Consider the following 18,507-nt stretch of genomic DNA (forward strand, 5'->3'; position numbering starts at 1 on the left):
AAGGGAGACTACCTCGGCACTTGCCTTTCCGGATAGCCTCTCACTTCCTTTCGATAGGCGGGGTAGGCTCTATACATACTTATGTAACCCCGAGCGTCCACAGGAGGCTGATTGACTATGAAGAAGGCACACGGACTGCGCAGGTACTTCTACGAGTACGTCTACTACAAGGCAGTCGAGCAGGCCCGGGGTCAGAGTGGACAGGTCATTCCGATCTCCCAGGCCAAGGCGATCCGCGCCCGGGTCGACGAGATCCTCGGCCAGCGGGGCACCGCGCTGGCCGACCCGCGGCTGGGCGTCACGGACTGCCTCACCGCCATCGACCAGGCATTCGCGGAGAAGGTGTCCGACTACGAGCCGCAGTTCGGTGACCATTCCCTGCAGAACGAGCGCTACCAGCAGTCGCAGCGGGAGTTCACCCGTGCCACCGGCGTCGGTGTCCAGGCCGACCCGAAGTCGGCCCGACTGCCGATCAGCCCCTACGACCCCGACTGGTCCGAACGTGCGACCGTGAAGCGCGCCGGGACCGCGCTGGTGTACCTGCCGGACGAGACGATCGGACGCGTGGCCGGCGGCGAGGTGGAGACCCTGGCCGATCCCCGGCGCGGGAACATGGTGCTCTGGCGCATCGACGACGAGGGCAAGCCTTTCGAGGCCGGCCGAGCGATGACGAACGATGACGCCGCTGGGCTCACCGCGCTGATGGACAAGATGAGCCAGCAGGAGTACGACCAGGTGCGCGAGTGGGTCGTCGACGGCGGCCGGGATCCCCAGACGAACCGTGTCGACCGCAACCGCTTCATGTCGCAGCGCGCCGTGGCCCGCTCGGCAGCACTGCTCGAAGAGCTGAAGGCCCAGGGCGTGTCCTACGAGGTGATGCGCGACCGCGAGCCGGGTCAGATCAAGGCGAAGATCGCCGGAACCGGCATGGAGATCCGTCTCACCGACACGCGCCAGGAGGAGTACGCCGGAGCCCGGATCTATGACAACGGCACCGTGCTGCGCTACTCGACGAACTACCGGGTCCCCGGCGGCATGGCGGTCTACTCCCCCTCGCCGGCGGAGGCCGTTCAGCTGCTGCGCTTCGCCCAGGGCCACCGCGTCGAGCGCACGGATCTGCCGGGGCACGCCGCCGGCGAGACCGGCACGACGCACCAGGAGCGCGGCCGTGGCCGCACGGTGGTGGATGTGCCCGACAGCTACCACGTCGACCGGGAGTCGATGTTCGTGGTCGGCGACTACGTGGCGCCCGGCGAGTCCGGTCCCCGGCCCGGGGCGAAGGTGATGCTGCGCCGGGACGCGAAGAACCGCTCCCTGCCGGCCTTCTTCGTCGACGCCGAGCCCGCTGAGGCCTACGCGAAGGCCGCCGTCGAGAGCGCGCGGGAGAATCTGCAGGCAGCTCTTGGCGTCGAAGACCTGATCGCTCGTGCTGAGGCCGAGCTGGAGCGAACCGGCGGACAGCTGGATGCGATCGAGCCGCCGGAGTACTCGGCTGACTCTGAGGTCGCTGCGATCCAGCGCTCCTACTGGGACGTGCTCACCGGCGCGCACAGCGATCTGCTGCGCCCGGGTGCGACCGAAGAGATGTACCAGGAACGGCTGGAGGAGATCGGCGAGTTGCAGGCCGACGGGGTGCCCGAGATGGGCAACCTCGTCTACGGCGGCACCGCCGTCGAGAAGGTGCGGCAGCACGCCGAGGACGTCCCCTTCGAACTCATCGGGACCTGGGAGGCGGAGCCCCACGACGTCGACGGCGAGTGGGTCGATCAGCGCTTCAACCCGGACCGGGTGGCGCGGTACATGACCAGCCCCACCGGGCAGTGGTCGAACCTCGACAACCTCGCCTCGGCGCTGCGTCGTTGCGGGATCTCCCCCGACGAGATGATGGGCTCGACCTTCCAGACGACCCGGTTCAAGGACCGGCTCGTCCGCTTCAGCGCCAAGCGCTCCGTGCCGATCGCCGATCACGAATCTGCGTTCATGCGGCGCATCGGGGCCACCGTGCGCGAGAGCATCGAGCGCAACGCGGCGACGGTCTCCGAGATCCTGGTCGACGAGCAGGGCGTCATCCGCTGGAGCGGCGAGAAGCTGCGCCGTGACGGCAAGGGGACTCCGATCTCGGGTGAGATCGGCCAGGTCTTCGATGTCGGCGAGTACGGCGAGATCGCCACCGCCTTCGCCAGCGGGGAGAACGCTCTGGTCGTGCCGGGCTACGAGGCCACGATCACGGCCCAGACTCCGGGCGAGGCTCCGACCTCGGTCGAGGAACGCACGCGCCTGCGCGGCTACGAGCAGCTCATGCACGAGCGCATCCAGTACCAGATCGCCGGCGACCTCATCGCCGGGCGCAGCGAGACCGGCGAGCCCTCCTCGCTCAACACGGTCTACTCGCAGCTGTACGGCACGAAGCACCCGATCGACTTCATCGAGCGCGCCACCACGTACCAGCTCGACGAGTCCACCGGCGAGATCAAGAAGCACCTGGACGAGTGGACGGCCGCGATCCTGCAGACCGAGGCGCGCCGTGTGCGCTACTCCAACGAAATCAAGGCCGGCTCGACGATCTACGCCGAGTACCGGGCCCAGCGCGACCGAACTGACCCGGCTGACGACAACCGCTTCGACGCCTGGCGGCTCACCGGCGGGCGGAACATGACGGTGCTCACCGGCAAGGACCGGAACAACGTCGCTGCGCCCAGCGGCTACTTCGACCCGGTGATGACCGGAGGCGCGACCAACCAGGGCATTGTGCGGTACCTGACCACTCAAGCCCAGGTCGACGCCGACGGCCGGATCGTGCCGGGCGACGAGAGTGTGGCCGGGCAGCGTGCGCCGCTCATGGCTCTCCCCGAGCTCGAGACGCTGCGGTACGACCCGTTCGACCGCCAGCAGATGACGGCCTCAACGATCATGCAGTCTTCTGAGGTCACCGCGCCGGCGAGGACGGCGCTGATGACCTTCGGCGGCTGGACGGCTGATGACCCGATCGTGGTGTCGAAGGAGTTCGCCGAGCGCCACCGCATCCGCGGGGCCGGCGGCCAGGAGCGCGATCTCGTCGTGGGTGACAAGATCTCGGATCTGCACGGCAACAAGGGCGTGATCTCGCTGATCGTCGACCGGGACATGCCGCTGCAGGACGCGCAGGAGCAGGATGTCGTCGAAGAGGTCAACTGGTTCCGGGCCAACCCGGGCCTGGACGTGGTGATGAGCCCGTTCAGCCTGATCTCCCGGCGCAACGCGGGCTCGGCGCGCGAGCTGATGAGCGGGAACGCCTCCGACCTGCGCTCCCCCAACGGAGAACTGCGGCCGAGTGCCCTGGGCGAGATGCGCTTCGTGGTCACCCACATGGCCGTCGACGAGAAGACGAAGATCTACGACGACGAGCAGGTGCGTGCTGGCAAGGGCCGTAAGGCCTCCTCGCAGCTGGCCTGGGCGCTGCAGTCTCAGGACTGCCCGGCGATCATGCGCGAGTTCTACGGCCACAACAGCGGGGCCGAGTCGAACCTGCGCGAGTACCTGCTGGTGACCGGCATGGACATGGAGGCTGACGGCACGCTGCGGGTGGTCAGCCAGGCCGAGGACCTCGACGAGCGCCCCGAGCGCCGGTTCATCCCGATGCCCGAGCTGCTGCGCACTCAGCCGCGCAAGGAGGGCCAGCTCCCGGGACTGAACACCACGGCGATGCGCAAGTCCTTCGGCGATCTCATCGGCGACCGCGGCGGCGACATGGAGATCCCGTTCCCGCTCACGTATCCGACCGGTGAGCAGACCGAGACGGTGAGCGCGAGCTCGTGGAAGCTGCCGATGATGTCCTCGCATCTGCGCAGTGGCCAGGAGTTCGAGGACGGGTCCTCCGTCACGCACGACTACACCCGCAGCTACCAGGACGTCTTCGTCGAGGCCTGCCGCTACCGCTACATGACCGAGCAGCTGGACGGCCAGAGTCTGTCCGGGGAGAAGCGCTCCGAGGTGCGTCGCGGCATGAGCGAATCGGTCTCGCGCGCTCAGCGCGCCTTCGAGGCGATCACGACCAACGTGCAGAACCGGGTGCTCACGGGCAAGAACAACATCTTCAAGACCGGGCTGATGGCCTCGCGGCTCACCGACTCGGCGACAATGGTGTGGACCGCGGACCCGCGGCTGGACGTCGACCAGGTTGCGCTCAGCTCGGTCAAGGCCGAGCAGCTGGGGCTGGCCGAGGGCGACCACGCGCTGGTGTGGCGTGACCCGGTGCTCCGTGACGCCGGCGTGCGCTACATGCGGGTCACGATCGACGACCGGCTCACCGGTGCCGCGATCAACCCCGTGATGGACGCCTGCTTCGACGGCGACTTCGACGGCGACGCGGTCGCCGTGGTGAAGCTGCACAGCGAGGCCGCCAAGGCGGAAGCCCTGGCGAAGCTCTCGGTGCCGGCCAACCTGCTGGACACCGGCGTGGTCAAGAGCGACGGCTTGCACCCGCTGGCCATGCAGGTCTCGCTGGACACCCAGGTCGCGCTCTCCAAGGACGCTGCTCTGGCCGATGAGCTGGAGAGCTCGCGGAGCGAAGCGAACCGGCTCCGGCTGCAAGCGCTCACGGACGCAGAGTCGCCTGAGGACATCAAGCTCGACCAGCAGGTCGTGACGGAGGAGCTGAGCGAGCTGTACCGCCAGGCGCAGCGTGGAGAGTTCGGCGCGGCACTGACGTTCTCGGACCGCGCGGCGCACCTGCAGAGCGTGCGCGAGGTCTGCGTCGAGACCGGTGCCAAGGGCAGCGAGAAGAAGCTCACCGACTACGCCCGGAACCTGGGCGATGCGCAGGGCACGCCCGGCATCACGCAGGCCGACCAGGAAGCCTCGATGTTCGCCACGGCGATCAAGGCCCACGGCACCGGCCTGGGCGGCTCGTTCAGCCAGCGCGCCGTGCGCGCGCTGCGCGGCGAAGACCTCAAGGCCGTCCTGGAGGTCACCTACCCGGTGACTCAGTCGATCCTGCAGGCCAAGCACGACGCCGCCGAGGCCCGGCACAAGTACGCGATGCTCCAGGGCCCCGGCCGCGAGCTCTGGAGGGGCCGCAGCATCGAACACGTCGGCCCCGGTCAGTGGCGCACGGCATTCCTCGACGGTGAGCCCGTCCAGGCCACGGCCGAGGAGTGGGAGAAGCAGTTCATCGAGTTCTACCAGTCCAAGGAGGGCTTCGGCGTCACGGTCAACCCGGACTACGTGGCCCGTGTGGCCAGTTCGCTGGAGGACCCGAAAACCGGGCTCATCCGCAACCTCGAAGAGGACCCGTCGCTGGCCGGCACCGTGATGGACCGGATGGCCTACGGCGGTGACTTCGAGGCGCTCGTGCAGGCGGCCAAGAACCGCGAGAGCGTCTACGACGGCGAGAAGAACGAGCAGTTCGCGTCCTCGGGGACCCGGAAGGCCCGGGCGGAGATGTCCCGGCAGCTCGATCAGCTGGGCTCCGCCGAGGCGCAGGGCCTGGACAGCGCTGCGATTGCCGTCGATGACTCGGTGGTCAAGCGCGACGTGATCTCTCAGGACGCAGGGGCCTCCCGCACCCGCGGCTCGCATCGCCGCTCTGCGCATGCCGTGGGCGTGGGCGCGTCGCGCCCGGTCTACACGCCGAGCATCGAGATCGATCAGCCGCAGAGCAACGACGACGACTACGGGATGGGGCACTGAGATGGCACAGCACAAGGAACTGGGAACGGGACCCGCGGGCCGCCCGCGCGCGACCAAGGAGCTTCCGGTGGACGACGATCGGCAGCAGGCGGACGAGCCTCAGGGCAACGCGTACGCCTACTGGGACTCGCGTTCGGACGAGCCGATCGACGCCGAGGTGATCGACGAGCCCGGACCGGAGGACACAGACGGTTCGCGCGCCTGGCGCGAACGGCTCCGGGACCGTGCCCGCGGGTTCTTCGGCGCGAAGACCCAGGAGCGGATGGCCGGCCGCGAGCGCGTGCACTGGATCGACGTCGACCGGGCCGAGGACGAGACCGAGGGCCTGGACCAGCGCGAGCAACTGCTCAAGCTCCGGGCGGAGACGCGGCTGGCCGGCGAGAAGTACATGGCCTCGCTGCGGGACTCGAAGCTGCTGGTGCCCGGCTTCAACGACGAGGAGCGGACGCAGGAGCTCGGCGTCATGCACCACGTCTACATGCAGATGATGATGCAGTCGTGTCTCAAGCCGCTCTCGCGCGGAGTGAATGCCAACTCGATCATCCAGGCCGCCGGCATGGTGATGACGATGCGGATGCTCGCCCCGGACTTCAAGAAGGAGATGGACAGCTACCTCCAGCCACTCAAGGACAAGATCCAGGAGCGCATCGACACCAGGACCCGCGGCATGATCGCCTCTGCCGAGAGCGGCATCACGCACCGGCAGAGGATCTTCAAGGACGTGCCGAGCGACGCCCGGCGCGAGCGCCTCATCGGCAGCACCGATCCGCGTGACCACCTGACGAAGAAGTGGCGCAAGCGCTTCGACGCCATGCAGCACCGTGAGCGCGGCCACCGGGAGATGTTCACTCCGGACTCGGCAGCCATGACCGAGGTCGCGCTCATGGAGAACGCCTTCTGGAAGATGCGTGAGCCGGACGCGGACGCCGGCCTGATCCGCGACAGCTACCGGGCGATGCGCAAGCGGCTGCACGAGCAGATGAGTGAAGACGGCCTGGAGCGCCAGGAGGTCGTCCAGCGCGCGCGAATGATCATCGGCGAGCGGATGGAGTACGAGCCCGAGCTGCGCACGATGTTCAACGGCGTGGCCCACGGCCGGATCGTCAAGGCCCCTGCGCACGAGGAGCGGATCGCGGGCTCGGGCAGAGTCCGCACGGTTTGGAGTGGTGAGTTCGACGACCAGCTGGGCCAGCGTCTGCCTGAGGACGGGATGTTCACGCTGCGCCGGCCCATGGACGCGGACGCCCACCAGGTTCAGCTCGCCGAGACGATGAAGACCTCGATGCTCGACGCGCTGGGCCGCGGAGATCAGGAGGGCTACGGGGGCAACATGCTGGGCTACCTGGTCGGCTTCGCGGCGCAGAAGCAGGGCTTGGACACCAGCGGGCTGTCTGACATGCTCCAGCACCGCCTGGACCAGTCCGAGGTGATGATCGCGAGCATGGACATCGACGGTCTTTCGCCCGAGGAGCAGCAGCGGGTCTATTCCAACGCCTACGTCGACGCGATGGAGGCGGTGAACGAGAAGTACCCGGATCTCGAGGCCGAGCTGAAGCGGAGCCTCGGGGAGAACTGGCAGCAGACGCTGCAGACGGCGGTCGACGACCCGGGTGTCTTCTTCGAGGAGCAGCGGCTCAAGCCGCGGTCGCGCCCTACAGGGCCGTCGTCCGAGCGGGAGGCCGGCCCGCAGAACGAGAGCCCGAACGCTGAGGCCGATGCCGAGGACTACCAGCCCGCCTGAGGGCGATCCGAGAACACGAACAAGGAGCAGGAGGAAGGGTCATGAGCCAGGAACAGAATGAGGGACAGCAGACCAGGTTCGGATCGCGTTTCGCGCAGATGTTCGGCTATGTCACGCCGGAGGACAGGAGCCGATGGGAGCAGATGCGGGCGCAGAACAAGCCGAACGTCAACGCGATCAAGCAGGGCACGAAGTCATTGCTGGGCTCGATGATGGAGTTCGGGGAGCGCAACATCGGCGCGAAGCTCGATGCGGCCCACCGTGTGGCGGCGCAGCAGCGGTTCGAGGAGTCCCACGACAAAGTCGTGAACCAGCGCCGCGATCCGAACACGCGGAACATCATCGAGTCGGTCGGCTACGAGCCCAAGGACGACCGGGAGGAGATCGAGCCGGATCTGGAGCTCTAGCCGAATGGGCCACGACAAGCGTAGCGAGAGGCACTCGATAAGCCCGCCCCTCCTTCTAGACTGGCGACTATCTTCGATAGACTGGTTTCTAAGCGAAACCGCGGCATGAAGGCCGACAGGACAGGGTGTGGGTATGGAGACGACGACGAATTCGCGTGTCAGTAAGCGCGAGTTCATCTCTCGGGTCGCGACTCGCAGCGGGTTGCCGGTCCGAGTGGTGAACAAGGTGTACGAGTCGTTGCTCGGTGAACTCACGGGCGCGGTCAGCTGTGGGGAGACGGTCGTGCTCACGAGCTTCGGCCGCTTCTACCGACAGGATCACAAGGGCCACAAGGTGCGCTTCGGTAAGAGCGACGTCGACGACTACGTGGTGCTGAAGTTCTCCGCGTCGAGCAGCTTCAACCGCCGGCTCGGGGGCAACGAGGATGAGATCTCACCGGAGACCTACGGGATGATCGAGGATGCCGACGAGTTCGAGAACGCTATTGAGGATCGTGAGCTGCGAGCCACGTCGTAGGCAACGAGGAGCCAGCGCAAAAGAGAACCCCCGCGATGCACAGGCATCGCGGGGGTTCTTTCGTGGTGAGACGAGCCCAGTTGCGAGGCTCAGCCGTCGGCGATTGCGAAGATCAGCACGAGCACGATGACCGGGACGAAGAGCACGCCGGCTCCGGTGAGAAGGTGCTCCCACCCCAGCGGCGAGTTGATCCACTCCATGAAGTCGTTCCACAGGCCGGCGACGGTGTCTGCGATCGAGCCGAAGAAGCCGGTGACCCATCCGATGATGGCTGCCAGGCTGACGCCGCCGATCAGGCTGAGGGCGATGATGAGGCGGGCGCTCTTGAACATGGTGCCCCGCCCTACTTCCGGTCCTCGAAGAGCAGGTAGTACAGCCCGATGTGCGGGATGACGAGGGCCGCCAGCGCGATCCAGGCCCGACCTGGGTCCTCGACCACCCAGCCGATGAAGTCCTTGACGGGTCCGACGTAGGCCAGCACGGGGGCGAGCACCTCAGTGCGGAAGATGACGTGGAAGATTCCGTAGGCCATGCCGAGGGCGATCGCCAGTCCGGTGCCGCGCCGTAGGAAGAGGGCGGAACGAGGACTGATCACCGGCGGCGTCCCGCGATTGTGCTGGACTGGGGTTCGGCATCTAGAGCTGCCGCCTGGGTCACTGGCTCGTAGTCGTACATCGTCACCATCTCGCTCTTATCAAATCACCATTGCTTCCATTCTATGAGAAGCCCTCAATGATGAACAGAATAGCGGGATTACAGGTCACTCGAACTGGAGGTCAGGCTCATTCGCGGATGGCGTGCCGAAGCTGCTGATCGAGCGCTGTCGGGGTCGTGAGGGACTCGCGATCGGCTCGCGCTGCGCGGCCAGCTCGGCGAGAGTGAAGCCCACGGGGCGACCGAGGCGCTGGCCGGCCATGTAGGGCGTGTATCGAAAGTGGATCTTGAGCGTGGAATGATCTTGGCTTATGGCACGTGGAGATCTGACGGATGCACAGTGGGCTCGGCTGGAGCCGCTGTTGCCCAAGCGCAAGAAGCCGGGCCGGCCGCCGATATGGACCCGGCGGCAGCTGATCGACGGCATACGGTGGCGGACCCAAGCCGGGACGCCGTGGCGGGACATCCCGGAACAGTACGGGCCCTGGGGGCGGGTGTACGACCTGTTCCGCCGCTGGCAGCTAGATGGCACCTGGCAGCGGATCTTCACCGCGTTGCAGGCCCAGGCGGACGCCAAGGAACTCATCACCTGGGACCTCAACATCGACTCCACCGTCTGCCGGGCCCACCAGCACGCCGCCGGGGCGCGGAAAAGGGGGACTTGCAAAAGGAACCGCCCGGCGGTATCACCGTCGAGCCGGACGACCACGGTCTCGGACACTCGCGAGGGGGCCTGACCACCAAGCTGCACCTGGCCGTCGAACAGGGACAGAAGCCCATGTCGATCGTGATCACCGCCGGGCAGCGCGGCGACTCCCCGCAGTTCGAGCCCGTCCTGAAGAAGGTCCGTGTCGTCCGCCTGGGTTCCGGTCGTCCGCGCACCCGGCCCAACCGGGTCCGCGCCGACAAGGCATACGCCTCCCGCAAGAACCGCGTCTACCTGCGCCGACGCGGTATCCGCTGCACCATTCCGGACAAGGCCGATCAAGTCCGCAACCGCAAGAAACGCGGGTCGAGTGGCGGTCGGCCGCCGCGGTTCGACCCCGAGGACTACAAGGCTCGGCACGCGGTCGAATGCGGCATCAATCGCCTCAAGAGGCATCGGGCAGTGGCCACCCGCTACGAGAAACTCACCGTCCGCTACGAGGCGACCGTCCTCGTCGCGGCCATCAACGATTGGCTGTGACGAGCGCAGATGCTCAGCTACCGAAAGCAGTCAGCGCACCACGGTCATCGAATCTCGCACTGGATGCCCACGCGATCTCCAAGCGATTGCCTTCAGGGTCGGCGATATACGCTGACCGGCCGCCCCAAGAACGATCCATCGGTTCGGCAATCGCCGTGGCGCCCGCCGCCAGCGCGGCCGCGAAGGCGGCATCCACCTGCTGACGGCTGTCCACGTTGCAGGCGAGTGCGACCCCCGACCACCCGGTGGGGGCGGGGGCACCAGCCGCCGCCTCAGCAGCCAGCTCATCCACGGGATACAGCGCGAGCAGCACGCCGCCGAGCAGGAAACCCGCCCAGTCGTCATCGCTGGATGAGATCTCTTTCCATCCCAGGCCGCAGTAGAACCGGCGCAACCTCGGCAAGTCTCGGGCACCGAGAGTCACTACAGACAGACGAGAGGGCAGCTCAGACATAGCCAAGATCATGCCGCTAAGGGCTCGCCGGGAAACAAGTCGTCGCTTCCGTCTGCGGGGCTCGTTGTTGTGGTATGGGGAGACCGGAGGGGATCGAGGCAGTCCTGGCCGCGAAGTTCGAGGCGTTGTTCCCGCATCTGGACGAGCGGCAGCGGCGGCTGGCCATAGGAGCGGAAGCACGGTCGCTGGGCCATGGAGGAATCAGGCTTGTCGCCCGCGCGGCCGGGGTGCGGGAAGGCACCGTGTCGCGCGGGGTGGCGGAACTGGAGTCCGGCGAAGCGCTGTTGGGACGGGTGCGCCGGATGGGCGGCGGCCGCAAGCGGGCAGTCGATCTCGATCCGGGGCTGCGGGGTGCGCTGCTGGCCCTGGTGGAGCCGGACGAGCGGGGCGATCCGATGTCGCCGCTGCGGTGGACGACGAAATCGACGCGCAGACTCGCGGCCGAGCTGACCCGGCAGGGGCACCGGGTCTCGGCGGATACCGTGGCGGCCTTGCTGCGGGAGGAGGGCTTCAGTCTCCAGGGCAACGCCAAGACCATCGAGGGCGCCCAGCACCCGGACCGGGACGCGCAGTTCCGCTACATCAACGAGCGGGCCAAGGAGTTCCAGGCGGCCGGGGACCCGGTGGTCAGCGTGGACACCAAAAAGAAGGAGATCGTCGGCAACTACAAGAACACCGGCCGCGAGTGGCGCCGTGAGGGCGAGCCGGTCCGGGTCCGCACCCACGACTTTCCCGACGCGGATCTGGGCAAGGCGATCCCGTACGGGATCTACGATCTGGCCGCGGATGCGGGCTGGGTCAGCGTGGGCACCGATCACGACACCGCCGCCTTCGCCGTCGCCTCCATCCGCCGCTGGTGGCACGCGGCCGGGCACGCCGCCTACCCGCACTCCCGACGCCTGCTGATCACCGCGGATGCGGGCGGCTCCAACGGCTACCGCACCCGGGCCTGGAAGTTCGAGCTGGCCGCCCTGGCCGTCAAGACCGGCCTGGAGATCACCGTCTGTCACTTTCCTCCCGGCACAAGTAAATGGAACAGAATCGAGCACCGGCTGTTCTCCCACATCACCATGAACTGGCGCGGCAGGCCCCTGACCAGCCACGACGTCATCGTCAACAGCATCTCGGCGACCACGACCCGCACCGGACTCACCGTCCGGGCCGAACTCGACACCGCCGCCTACGCCACCGGCGTCCGGGTCAGCAACGGGCAGATGGCCGTCCTGCCCCTGGACCGCCACGAGTGGCACGGCGACTGGAACTACAGCCTGCGTCCCGAGGAACACCGCCGGGACGGCATCCCTCCCATCCCGCCCCAGCTCGAGCCCGGCCCCGGCCGCGCATGGCTGCTCCATCCGGCCCTGACCGGCGTGGACCACGACCAGTGGGACCAGCTGATCGGTGAGCTGGCGGTGGCCCGCGAGGCCCAGCGGGAAGAAGACCTGCACCAGCGACGTGGCGGCGAGCGGCAGAAGACTCCCGCCGCTGGCCTCTACACCGGCCGCCGCCCCGGCCTCACCCTCGTCGACCGCCTCCTGGCCACCCTCCTCTACCAGCGGTTCAAGCTCCCCCAAGTCGTCATCGCCCCGCTCTTCGCCGTTACACCCGTCACCCTCAACCGGGCCATCAGCCAGACCCGCCGGCTCCTCCGCCACATCGGGCACACCATCGAACCCGCCGAGACACAGCTGGCCACCCTCGACGAACTCATCGGCCTCGCCGCACACCTCGGCATCCCTACACCAAAGATCAAGACAGCAAGTTATTGAACGGCAAGCCCTAAGGAACGTCAATCAACAACAAGCAGGTCGCAATCGCTTTCGATACACGCCCTAACGCCACTCTCCGTCACCACCGAAAGTGAGACAGGGCCCAATCAGCGGCTGATCTTGGTTGTTGAGGGGTCAGTTGCTGGTGGGGGGTTGGCCTTCGAAGGCGATCTGGAAGGCGTTCAGTGGCGCCTTCCAGCGCATCGTCCAGCGGCGCCGGCCCTTGCCGGTCGGGTCCAGGCTCATCAGTGCCATATAGATGCACTTCAACGCGGCGGCCTCCGAGGGGAAGTGGCCGCGGGCCCTCACGGCCTTGCGGATGCGAGCGTTCACGCTCTCAATCGCATTCGTCGAGCAGATGACCTTGCGGATCTCGACGTCGAAGGGGAGGAAGGGCACCATCTCGGCCCAGGCGTCGGACCGCAGCTTGATCACAGCTGGATACTTGGTGGCCCACTTCTCGGAGAACTCCAGGAACCGTTCGGTGGCCACGGCCTCGCTCGGCGCGGTGTAGACGAGCTTGAGGTCACGCGCGACCTTGTCCCAGTCCTGGCGAGCGACGTAGGGGATGCTGTTGCGGATCAAGTGAACAATGCAGGTCTGGACCACTGTCCGGGGCCAGACGGTCTCGGCCGCGTCGGGCAAACCCTTCAGGCCGTCGCAGACGAGCATGAGGACGTCCTCGACGCCGCGGTTGCGGAGCTCGGTGAACACCTGGAGCCAGTGCTTGGCATCCTCACCGCTGTCGCCTGCCCAGATGCCCAGGATGTCGCGGGTGCCCTCGACGGTCACGGCCATGGCGATGTAGGTGGGCCGGTTGGCGACCTGCCCGTCGCGGATCTTCACGTTGATGGCGTCCACGAAGACGACCGGATAGACGCGATCGAGCGGACGTGACTGCTAGGCGGCCATGCCTCCCATCACCGCATCGGTGATCGTGGTGATGGTCTGCTTGGAGACATCGGCCCGTACACCTCGGCCAGATGCGCCGATATCTCCCCGTGCGTGAGGCCCTTCGCGGACAGCGACAGAACCATCTCGTCGACGCCGGAAAGGCGGCGCTGCCGCTTCTTCACAAGCTGCGGCTCGAAGGTGCCGGCGGTGTCACGGGGCACCTTCACCTCCACCGGGCCGACGTCGGTCAGCACCGTCTTGGCGCGGGTGCCATTCCGGCTGTTGCCACTGTTCCGGCCCGTCGCGTCGTGCTTGTCGTATCCGACATGGTCGGTGATCTCGCCCTCCAGGGCGGACTCCAGCACCCGCTTGGTCAGCTGCTGCAGCAGCCCGCCCTCATGAAACCGATCATGACAGGGCGCCTCGGGTACGGGGCGGTGGCCGCCGATCTCGTGCCCGTTCGGGCTACCCGCCTGGCCGCTCATGTCGGGGGCACCCGACTCCGACTGTTCCGTGGCGGGGTGCCGTGGTGGTGCTCAGGCGTAGGCGGTCTTCAGGGCGTTCCAGGCGACTTTCGGATCGGTGAGGCCCTGGTAGATCGGAGGGATCTCGCGGTCGATGCCGAAGTGGTGGTAGACGGCCATCATCGCGCTGCGCACCGAGTACTCGGCGGTGAAGACGACACCCTCGGGGATTTCGACGAACTGTCCGAGGAAGGCGTAGTTCTCGGCGCCGTCGGGGATCACCAGCGGGCGGTCCCCGGTGACCCGGCGCTGGAACTGGGCGTCGATGTAGGGCATCTGGACGGTGGTGACCTTCGTGGTCCGGTGGACCTCGTCTGCGATGTCGTCGAAGCCGAGGTGGCCCAGGAGTTCGGTGAGGATCTCCGCGCCGGTGCAGTCGTCCATCTTCTTGGGCACGTGGTCGCCGGGCACATCCCCGAACAGGGCGTAGCCCCACAGCGTGTACGTGTTCTCTTTCTGGTGAGCGAAGTGGGGCTGGGCGGGGACCACGATCGACATGAGCCACCGCGAGTCCTTCCACGTCATCAGCGCGCCCTCGCCGGGGACGTTGCCGGTGTACGCCTGGATGCGGTCCAGGAGCGTTCGGCCGGTCATCGTGAGGGTGAAAGATTCCCATTTCGTCTCGTCGATGTTCCCGCAGAACGCGGTGGGGCGCCCGAAGTCGTCGGCCTTCTTGGCGATGGTCTCCCACAGCCGCCAGGACCCGTCGCGCCGGTCCCGGATGAGTTCGGGGACGGTCCGGCTGTCGCCGTAGGTGGTGTCGGACGTCATTGAGCCGTTGGTAATGAACACGTAGTCGTCGGGGCCCAGCTCGACGACCTCGGCCTGCCCGTCACGCTCAAGGTGGAGCCGGGAAGCGCGCCGGGCCCGTGATCCCGCGAAGTCGATGTCGGTGACGGTCACCCCGAAGTCGGGGCGTACGCCCTGGCTCTCCAACCACTCCTGGATGGGCCGGATCACGGAGTCGTACTGGTTGTACTTGCTCCGCCGCACCGCGGACAGCGTATGGATCTGATCAAAGATGTGGATGAAACACAGGAAATAGCGTTTGAGCTCGATGGCGGAGTGCCAGTTCTGGAACGCGAACGTGGTGCGCCACATGCACCAGAAGTTGGTCTCGAAGAAATGCGGCTGGAAGAAGTCCTCGATCCGGCGCGCACCGATCACGCTCTCCGGCAGTGCCAGCAGCCGGGTCATGTCCGCCCGGTCACGCGCGTCCAGGCCGAGTTTCGAGGCATCCGGAATGGACCGGTCCTTCAGGATGATCCGCGCCTTGGCGTGCGTCGGGTGCGCCTCGTTGAAGGTGTGGAACTCATCGAGTACCGAGACGGTGGGATTCTCCAGGGACGGGATCGTCGCCAGCAGGTCCCACAGACACACGTAGTACTTGGTCTCGAACATCCGACCGCCACGGGTCACGTACCCGCCCTCGGGCGTCGGCGCGGGCGCACCGTCCATCGAGCCGCCGGCGATCGGGATCTGTTCCAGCACGTGGATGTTCTCCCCGCGCACACCGGCGTCGCGGATCAGGAATGCGGCCGCGGCCAGACCCCCCACCCCGCTCCCAACCAGATAGACCTTCGAACTCGCCGAAGCAGCCATACTGAACCTCTCGGAGGCGCCCCGGAACCTCACCCGACTCCGGTGGCGGTGGGGTGACTCTATGCACATCGGACATTATCGACCGGTATGCCGGTGTCTTCCGTTCGAGTGGTCTCGGGCAGGGCGCATCGGAAGCCAGGTTAAAACCAGCTCCGTTGCGACCACGGGCCGCCGCACCCGAGTGTCGGCAAACGATCTGCCGACACTCGCCCCCGCGATCACGAACCCGCAGGTGGGCGCTGTCGACAACTCGCGTCGGAAAACAACGTCGGCGAACGGTCGTGGGGGTAGTTTCCGACAATGCTCGGTCCCGCACCCGGGTGCTGATCTTCTCGCTGAAGATCTTGTCCCTGGGGATGTTGTGCTTGCTGAGCGCGTCCAGCTGCAAGTCGAGTTCCTGTCCGAGGGCCGAGCAGCGGGCCGGGGCGCCACGCACGGCCCGGTCCCCGGTCCGTCGGGGTCGGTACTACCGGACTGGACTTGTCCGCGCTGATCGAGCGGGAGGCCGAACAGCTGCAGCAGCTCTCCCGCCATGATGGCGTGCACACCGCCGCGTTGGCTATCGACTCCCACCACTGGCAGCTGCTGCTGTTCGTGTTGTGGGCGGACACGTCCGCGCCGGACGAGGACGCAACCGAGCGCTACGAGGTGCTGCACTCGTACGGCGCGGTGGCAGCGGTTCCGGGAGGCTCACAGGCAGTTGCATTACTCGGGAAGCGACGCTTTCGCGGCCCCCTCCGCTCGCCGAGCAGAGTTTCCAGGATCGATGTGTACTGGCTGCCCGTGTCGAACGGCTCATAGCGGGGCGGACGCCCTTCTACGGCGAGGGGTTTCAGGGGTTCGACGACGGTGCTGTAGGAGGGCCGGTGCTTGTACTGGATCGAGATCCGGTCCTTGGTCACAGGTCCGACGCGGTGCATGGCCGCCACGTAGCTGCCGTTCGTCCAGCGTTGCAGGTAGTCGCCGAGGAACACGAACAGCGCATCGTCGCGGGTGGGGCATCTGCCCGGTGGCCCTGCGCGTCGCGCCCTGCAGACCGGGTTCGTCTGGGCCAGGACTGTGAAAGCGGCGCGGCCACGACTGCCACGACAATCGATCACGGCTGCTGAAGCCTGCGCTGACCGCTCTGATCCCATGCCGCAGGCGCGTCCCGGCTGCCGCGAACTGCTCCAGGCGCACCTCGGCTCGCAAGGCGGCCTGCCGAGCGAGCCGAGGATTCACGGAAAATGGCGGTATTCACATCCCGGTAAGGAGGAGGACGATAAAACTACAATGAACTTCGAATAAAGCCTTCCCTTATTTGATTGTGCTCCTCAACCGCCGGTTCGGCAAGCAACGGCCAGCAGCGCCTGCGCCTCTCCAGGTCGCCCCAGCCTGCGCTTCGTACAACGACGGGGGCGCCGAGCCCGCACAATGGATTCGGTCGCACCGCAGTCGCTGCCCCGCGGCTCCAGCGATGGCTGGAGCCGGAGATTCACCGACCCGCGGTTTCGCGGGCCACTGAATCATCCGGTGCATCCTCGGAGCGCTGTACAGGCGACAGCGCGGTGCGAATGGCGTAGTCATGTCCGCGGGGACATGCGCGGTGGAAATGCTGATTGTAGTGCCCCTCACGAAAGGAAGACATCTATGCTGAAGCGCATGCACCGCAGTGAGCACACGGAGGTTACTTTCGTCATCCCAGCGGACAAAGACTGCGGTCCGGTGAGCGTCGTTGGTGACTTCAACGACTGGCGGCCTGGCGCCCACCCATTTGTGGAGCAGCCCGACGGGAGCATGGCCGTGACCATGAGATTGCCCAATGAACAGCGGTACGGGTTTCGCTATCTTGCGCACGGCAACCGCTGGTTCGATGAAGGCCAGGCCGACGGCCGTGACGGCTGCAACAGCATTTTGCATACCTGAACACTGCATCGCCCGTCTCCCACGACTCCACCGCGCTCGCTGGCCAACCAGCGAGTGCGGTGCACTCGGCGACCTGGCCGTCGAGCGGGACCCCAGCTCAGCCCTCGGCGACATCAGCGCCGCAGAATCCAACCAATGACCCGTTCTCAGAGGACCCGAAGCATGCTCGGCGGTCGTGCAGCCACCGGAGTGGAGCGGAGCCGCCGCCCGTTTGGGAATCGGCTGCACATGGCAAGCCGCTCACCATGCGTCTTTCAGCGAGGTATACGAAACACGCGGTTCTCGCTCCGAGTAGCGGCGCGGTGAAAGGAGCCGCCGCCCGCGCGGAGGACTCGTTTCTCAAGTCCCTCGACTCGCTCGGCCGCCTGGAGAGGCTTGATGCGGTGATCAGCCGGGTGCAGCAGGTGGTGCGCGGATTGCCCCTGGGGCGCTACCGCGATGTGCTGCACGGTCTGCAGATCGGCCATCCGCTGCATCCCGCGCTGGTGCAGATTCCGATGGGCGCATGGTTCTCCGCCGCGGTGCTGGACGTCGTGCCCGGTACTGGGCGCAGTGCGCGTCTCCTGGTGGGTGTGGGCGTCCTTTCGGCCGCGCCGGCCGCGTTGGCCGGGTGGGTGGACTGGGCCGAGCAGCACGAGGACCAGATGCGTACGGGGCTGGTGCATGCGGCGTCGATCGCCGCGGCCGTCGGGCTGTACGCAAGATCCTGGGTGCATCGCGGCCGCGGCCGTATGGCGCTGGGCAAGGCGTTCGGCTTTGCGGGGCTGTGTGCGGCCGGTTCCGGCGCGATGCTCGGCGGGCATCTCGCCTTCCGACAGGCGGCGGGCGCCAACAAGACGCAGCCGGTGCCGCATCTACTGGAAGAGGGCTGGCACCCGGTGGGCAGGGTGGAGGACTTCCCGGTCGGCGAGGCGGTGCGGCGGGAGCTAGGCGAGGTGGCACTTCTGGTGTTCCGTGAGCCGGGGGGCCGCATCCATGTCCTCGCCGAACGGTGCAGCCACCTGTCGGGGCCCCTGTCGGGCGGAGAGATCGCCGACGGCTGTGTGGAGTGCCCCTGGCACGGCAGCGTCTTCCGTCTGTCGGACGGCGCGAACGTACGTGGTCCCGCCACCGCTCCACAGCCGTCCTTCCAGGTGAGTGTGGATGCGGACGGTACCGTTCACGTACGGCTGCCCGGCGCCGGTTGA

13 protein-coding genes and 2 pseudogenes are annotated in these 18,507 nt (G+C 67.0%); 9 read left to right on the forward strand and 6 right to left on the reverse strand.

Annotation, left to right across the window (positions count from 1 at the left end; all coding sequences use genetic code 11):
* The first annotated feature begins 117 nt into the window (after positions 1 to 117).
* From K9S39_RS04010 to K9S39_RS04025, 4 genes are all read left to right on the forward strand, one after another.
* Entirely contained in the window at positions 118 to 5,667 is a 5,550-nt protein-coding gene (locus K9S39_RS04010; protein WP_248861958.1) for a hypothetical protein, read from the forward strand.
* A 67-nt stretch (positions 5,668 to 5,734) separates the two neighbouring features.
* Positions 5,735 to 7,408: a hypothetical protein gene (locus K9S39_RS04015; protein WP_248861959.1), complete on the forward strand. Its 1,674-nt coding sequence runs from the start codon at positions 5,735 to 5,737 to the stop codon at positions 7,406 to 7,408.
* Between the two features lie 41 nt (positions 7,409 to 7,449).
* Positions 7,450 to 7,815, forward strand: a complete 366-nt coding sequence (locus tag K9S39_RS04020) for a hypothetical protein (RefSeq protein ID WP_248861960.1) — start codon at positions 7,450 to 7,452, stop codon at positions 7,813 to 7,815.
* A gap of 133 nt (positions 7,816 to 7,948) precedes the next feature.
* Positions 7,949 to 8,332: an HU family DNA-binding protein gene (locus tag K9S39_RS04025; protein ID WP_248861961.1), complete on the forward strand. Its 384-nt coding sequence runs from the start codon at positions 7,949 to 7,951 to the stop codon at positions 8,330 to 8,332.
* A gap of 89 nt (positions 8,333 to 8,421) precedes the next feature.
* On the opposite strand, the gene K9S39_RS04030 is transcribed toward K9S39_RS04025, so the two are convergent.
* Together K9S39_RS04030 and K9S39_RS04035 are read right to left on the reverse strand one after the other, a co-directional pair.
* Positions 8,422 to 8,664 (reverse strand): hypothetical protein, encoded by a 243-nt coding sequence (locus tag K9S39_RS04030; protein ID WP_248861962.1) that lies wholly within the window; start codon positions 8,662 to 8,664, stop codon positions 8,422 to 8,424.
* Between the two features lie 11 nt (positions 8,665 to 8,675).
* On the reverse strand, positions 8,676 to 8,927 hold the full coding sequence (locus K9S39_RS04035; RefSeq protein WP_248861963.1) for a hypothetical protein: 252 nt from the start codon (positions 8,925 to 8,927) through the stop codon (positions 8,676 to 8,678).
* A 370-nt stretch (positions 8,928 to 9,297) separates the two neighbouring features.
* Between K9S39_RS04035 and K9S39_RS04040 the strand changes: the two genes are divergently transcribed.
* Positions 9,298 to 10,172 (forward strand): IS5 family transposase gene (locus K9S39_RS04040; protein WP_406707865.1). Its coding sequence is split into 2 segments (ribosomal slippage): positions 9,298 to 9,688 and positions 9,688 to 10,172, totalling 876 coding nucleotides; the frame shifts between segments, so codons are not numbered across the junction.
* 13 nt (positions 10,173 to 10,185) lie between these two features.
* On the opposite strand, the gene K9S39_RS04045 is transcribed toward K9S39_RS04040, so the two are convergent.
* The gene (locus tag K9S39_RS04045; RefSeq protein WP_248861964.1) at positions 10,186 to 10,626 is read right to left on the reverse strand and encodes a VOC family protein; all 441 of its coding nucleotides are present in this window, start codon (positions 10,624 to 10,626) and stop codon (positions 10,186 to 10,188) included.
* Positions 10,627 to 10,700: 74 nt separating this feature from the next.
* Between K9S39_RS04045 and K9S39_RS04050 the strand changes: the two genes are divergently transcribed.
* Positions 10,701 to 12,395 (forward strand): ISAzo13 family transposase, encoded by a 1,695-nt coding sequence (locus tag K9S39_RS04050; protein WP_248861965.1) that lies wholly within the window; start codon positions 10,701 to 10,703, stop codon positions 12,393 to 12,395.
* A 135-nt stretch (positions 12,396 to 12,530) separates the two neighbouring features.
* On the opposite strand, the pseudogene K9S39_RS04055 reads toward K9S39_RS04050, so the two are convergent.
* Together K9S39_RS04055 and K9S39_RS04060 are read right to left on the reverse strand one after the other, a co-directional pair.
* Positions 12,531 to 13,681 (reverse strand): annotated as a pseudogene (locus tag K9S39_RS04055) (IS256 family transposase); the annotation flags it as partial.
* Positions 13,682 to 13,825: 144 nt separating this feature from the next.
* The gene (locus tag K9S39_RS04060) at positions 13,826 to 15,415 is read right to left on the reverse strand and encodes an oleate hydratase (protein ID WP_248861966.1); all 1,590 of its coding nucleotides are present in this window, start codon (positions 15,413 to 15,415) and stop codon (positions 13,826 to 13,828) included.
* 480 nt (positions 15,416 to 15,895) lie between these two features.
* On the opposite strand from K9S39_RS04060, the gene K9S39_RS04065 reads away from it, so the two are divergent.
* Entirely contained in the window at positions 15,896 to 16,216 is a 321-nt protein-coding gene (locus K9S39_RS04065; protein ID WP_248861967.1) for a DUF4865 family protein, read from the forward strand.
* A 74-nt stretch (positions 16,217 to 16,290) separates the two neighbouring features.
* Here K9S39_RS04065 and K9S39_RS42730 read toward each other — a convergent pair.
* Positions 16,291 to 16,551: pseudogene (locus K9S39_RS42730) on the reverse strand (2OG-Fe(II) oxygenase family protein); the annotation flags it as partial.
* 493 nt (positions 16,552 to 17,044) lie between these two features.
* On the opposite strand from K9S39_RS42730, the gene K9S39_RS04070 reads away from it, so the two are divergent.
* Positions 17,045 to 17,320 carry an isoamylase early set domain-containing protein gene (locus K9S39_RS04070; protein WP_248861968.1) on the forward strand — a complete coding sequence of 92 codons (276 nt, stop codon included), beginning with the start codon at positions 17,045 to 17,047 and terminating at the stop codon, positions 17,318 to 17,320.
* Between the two features lie 302 nt (positions 17,321 to 17,622).
* Complete coding sequence (locus K9S39_RS04075; protein ID WP_248861969.1) at positions 17,623 to 18,507, forward strand: Rieske (2Fe-2S) protein; 885 nt, start codon at positions 17,623 to 17,625, stop codon at positions 18,505 to 18,507.

Source organism: Streptomyces halobius, assembly GCF_023277745.1.
GTDB classification, from domain to species: domain Bacteria; phylum Actinomycetota; class Actinomycetes; order Streptomycetales; family Streptomycetaceae; genus Streptomyces; species Streptomyces halobius.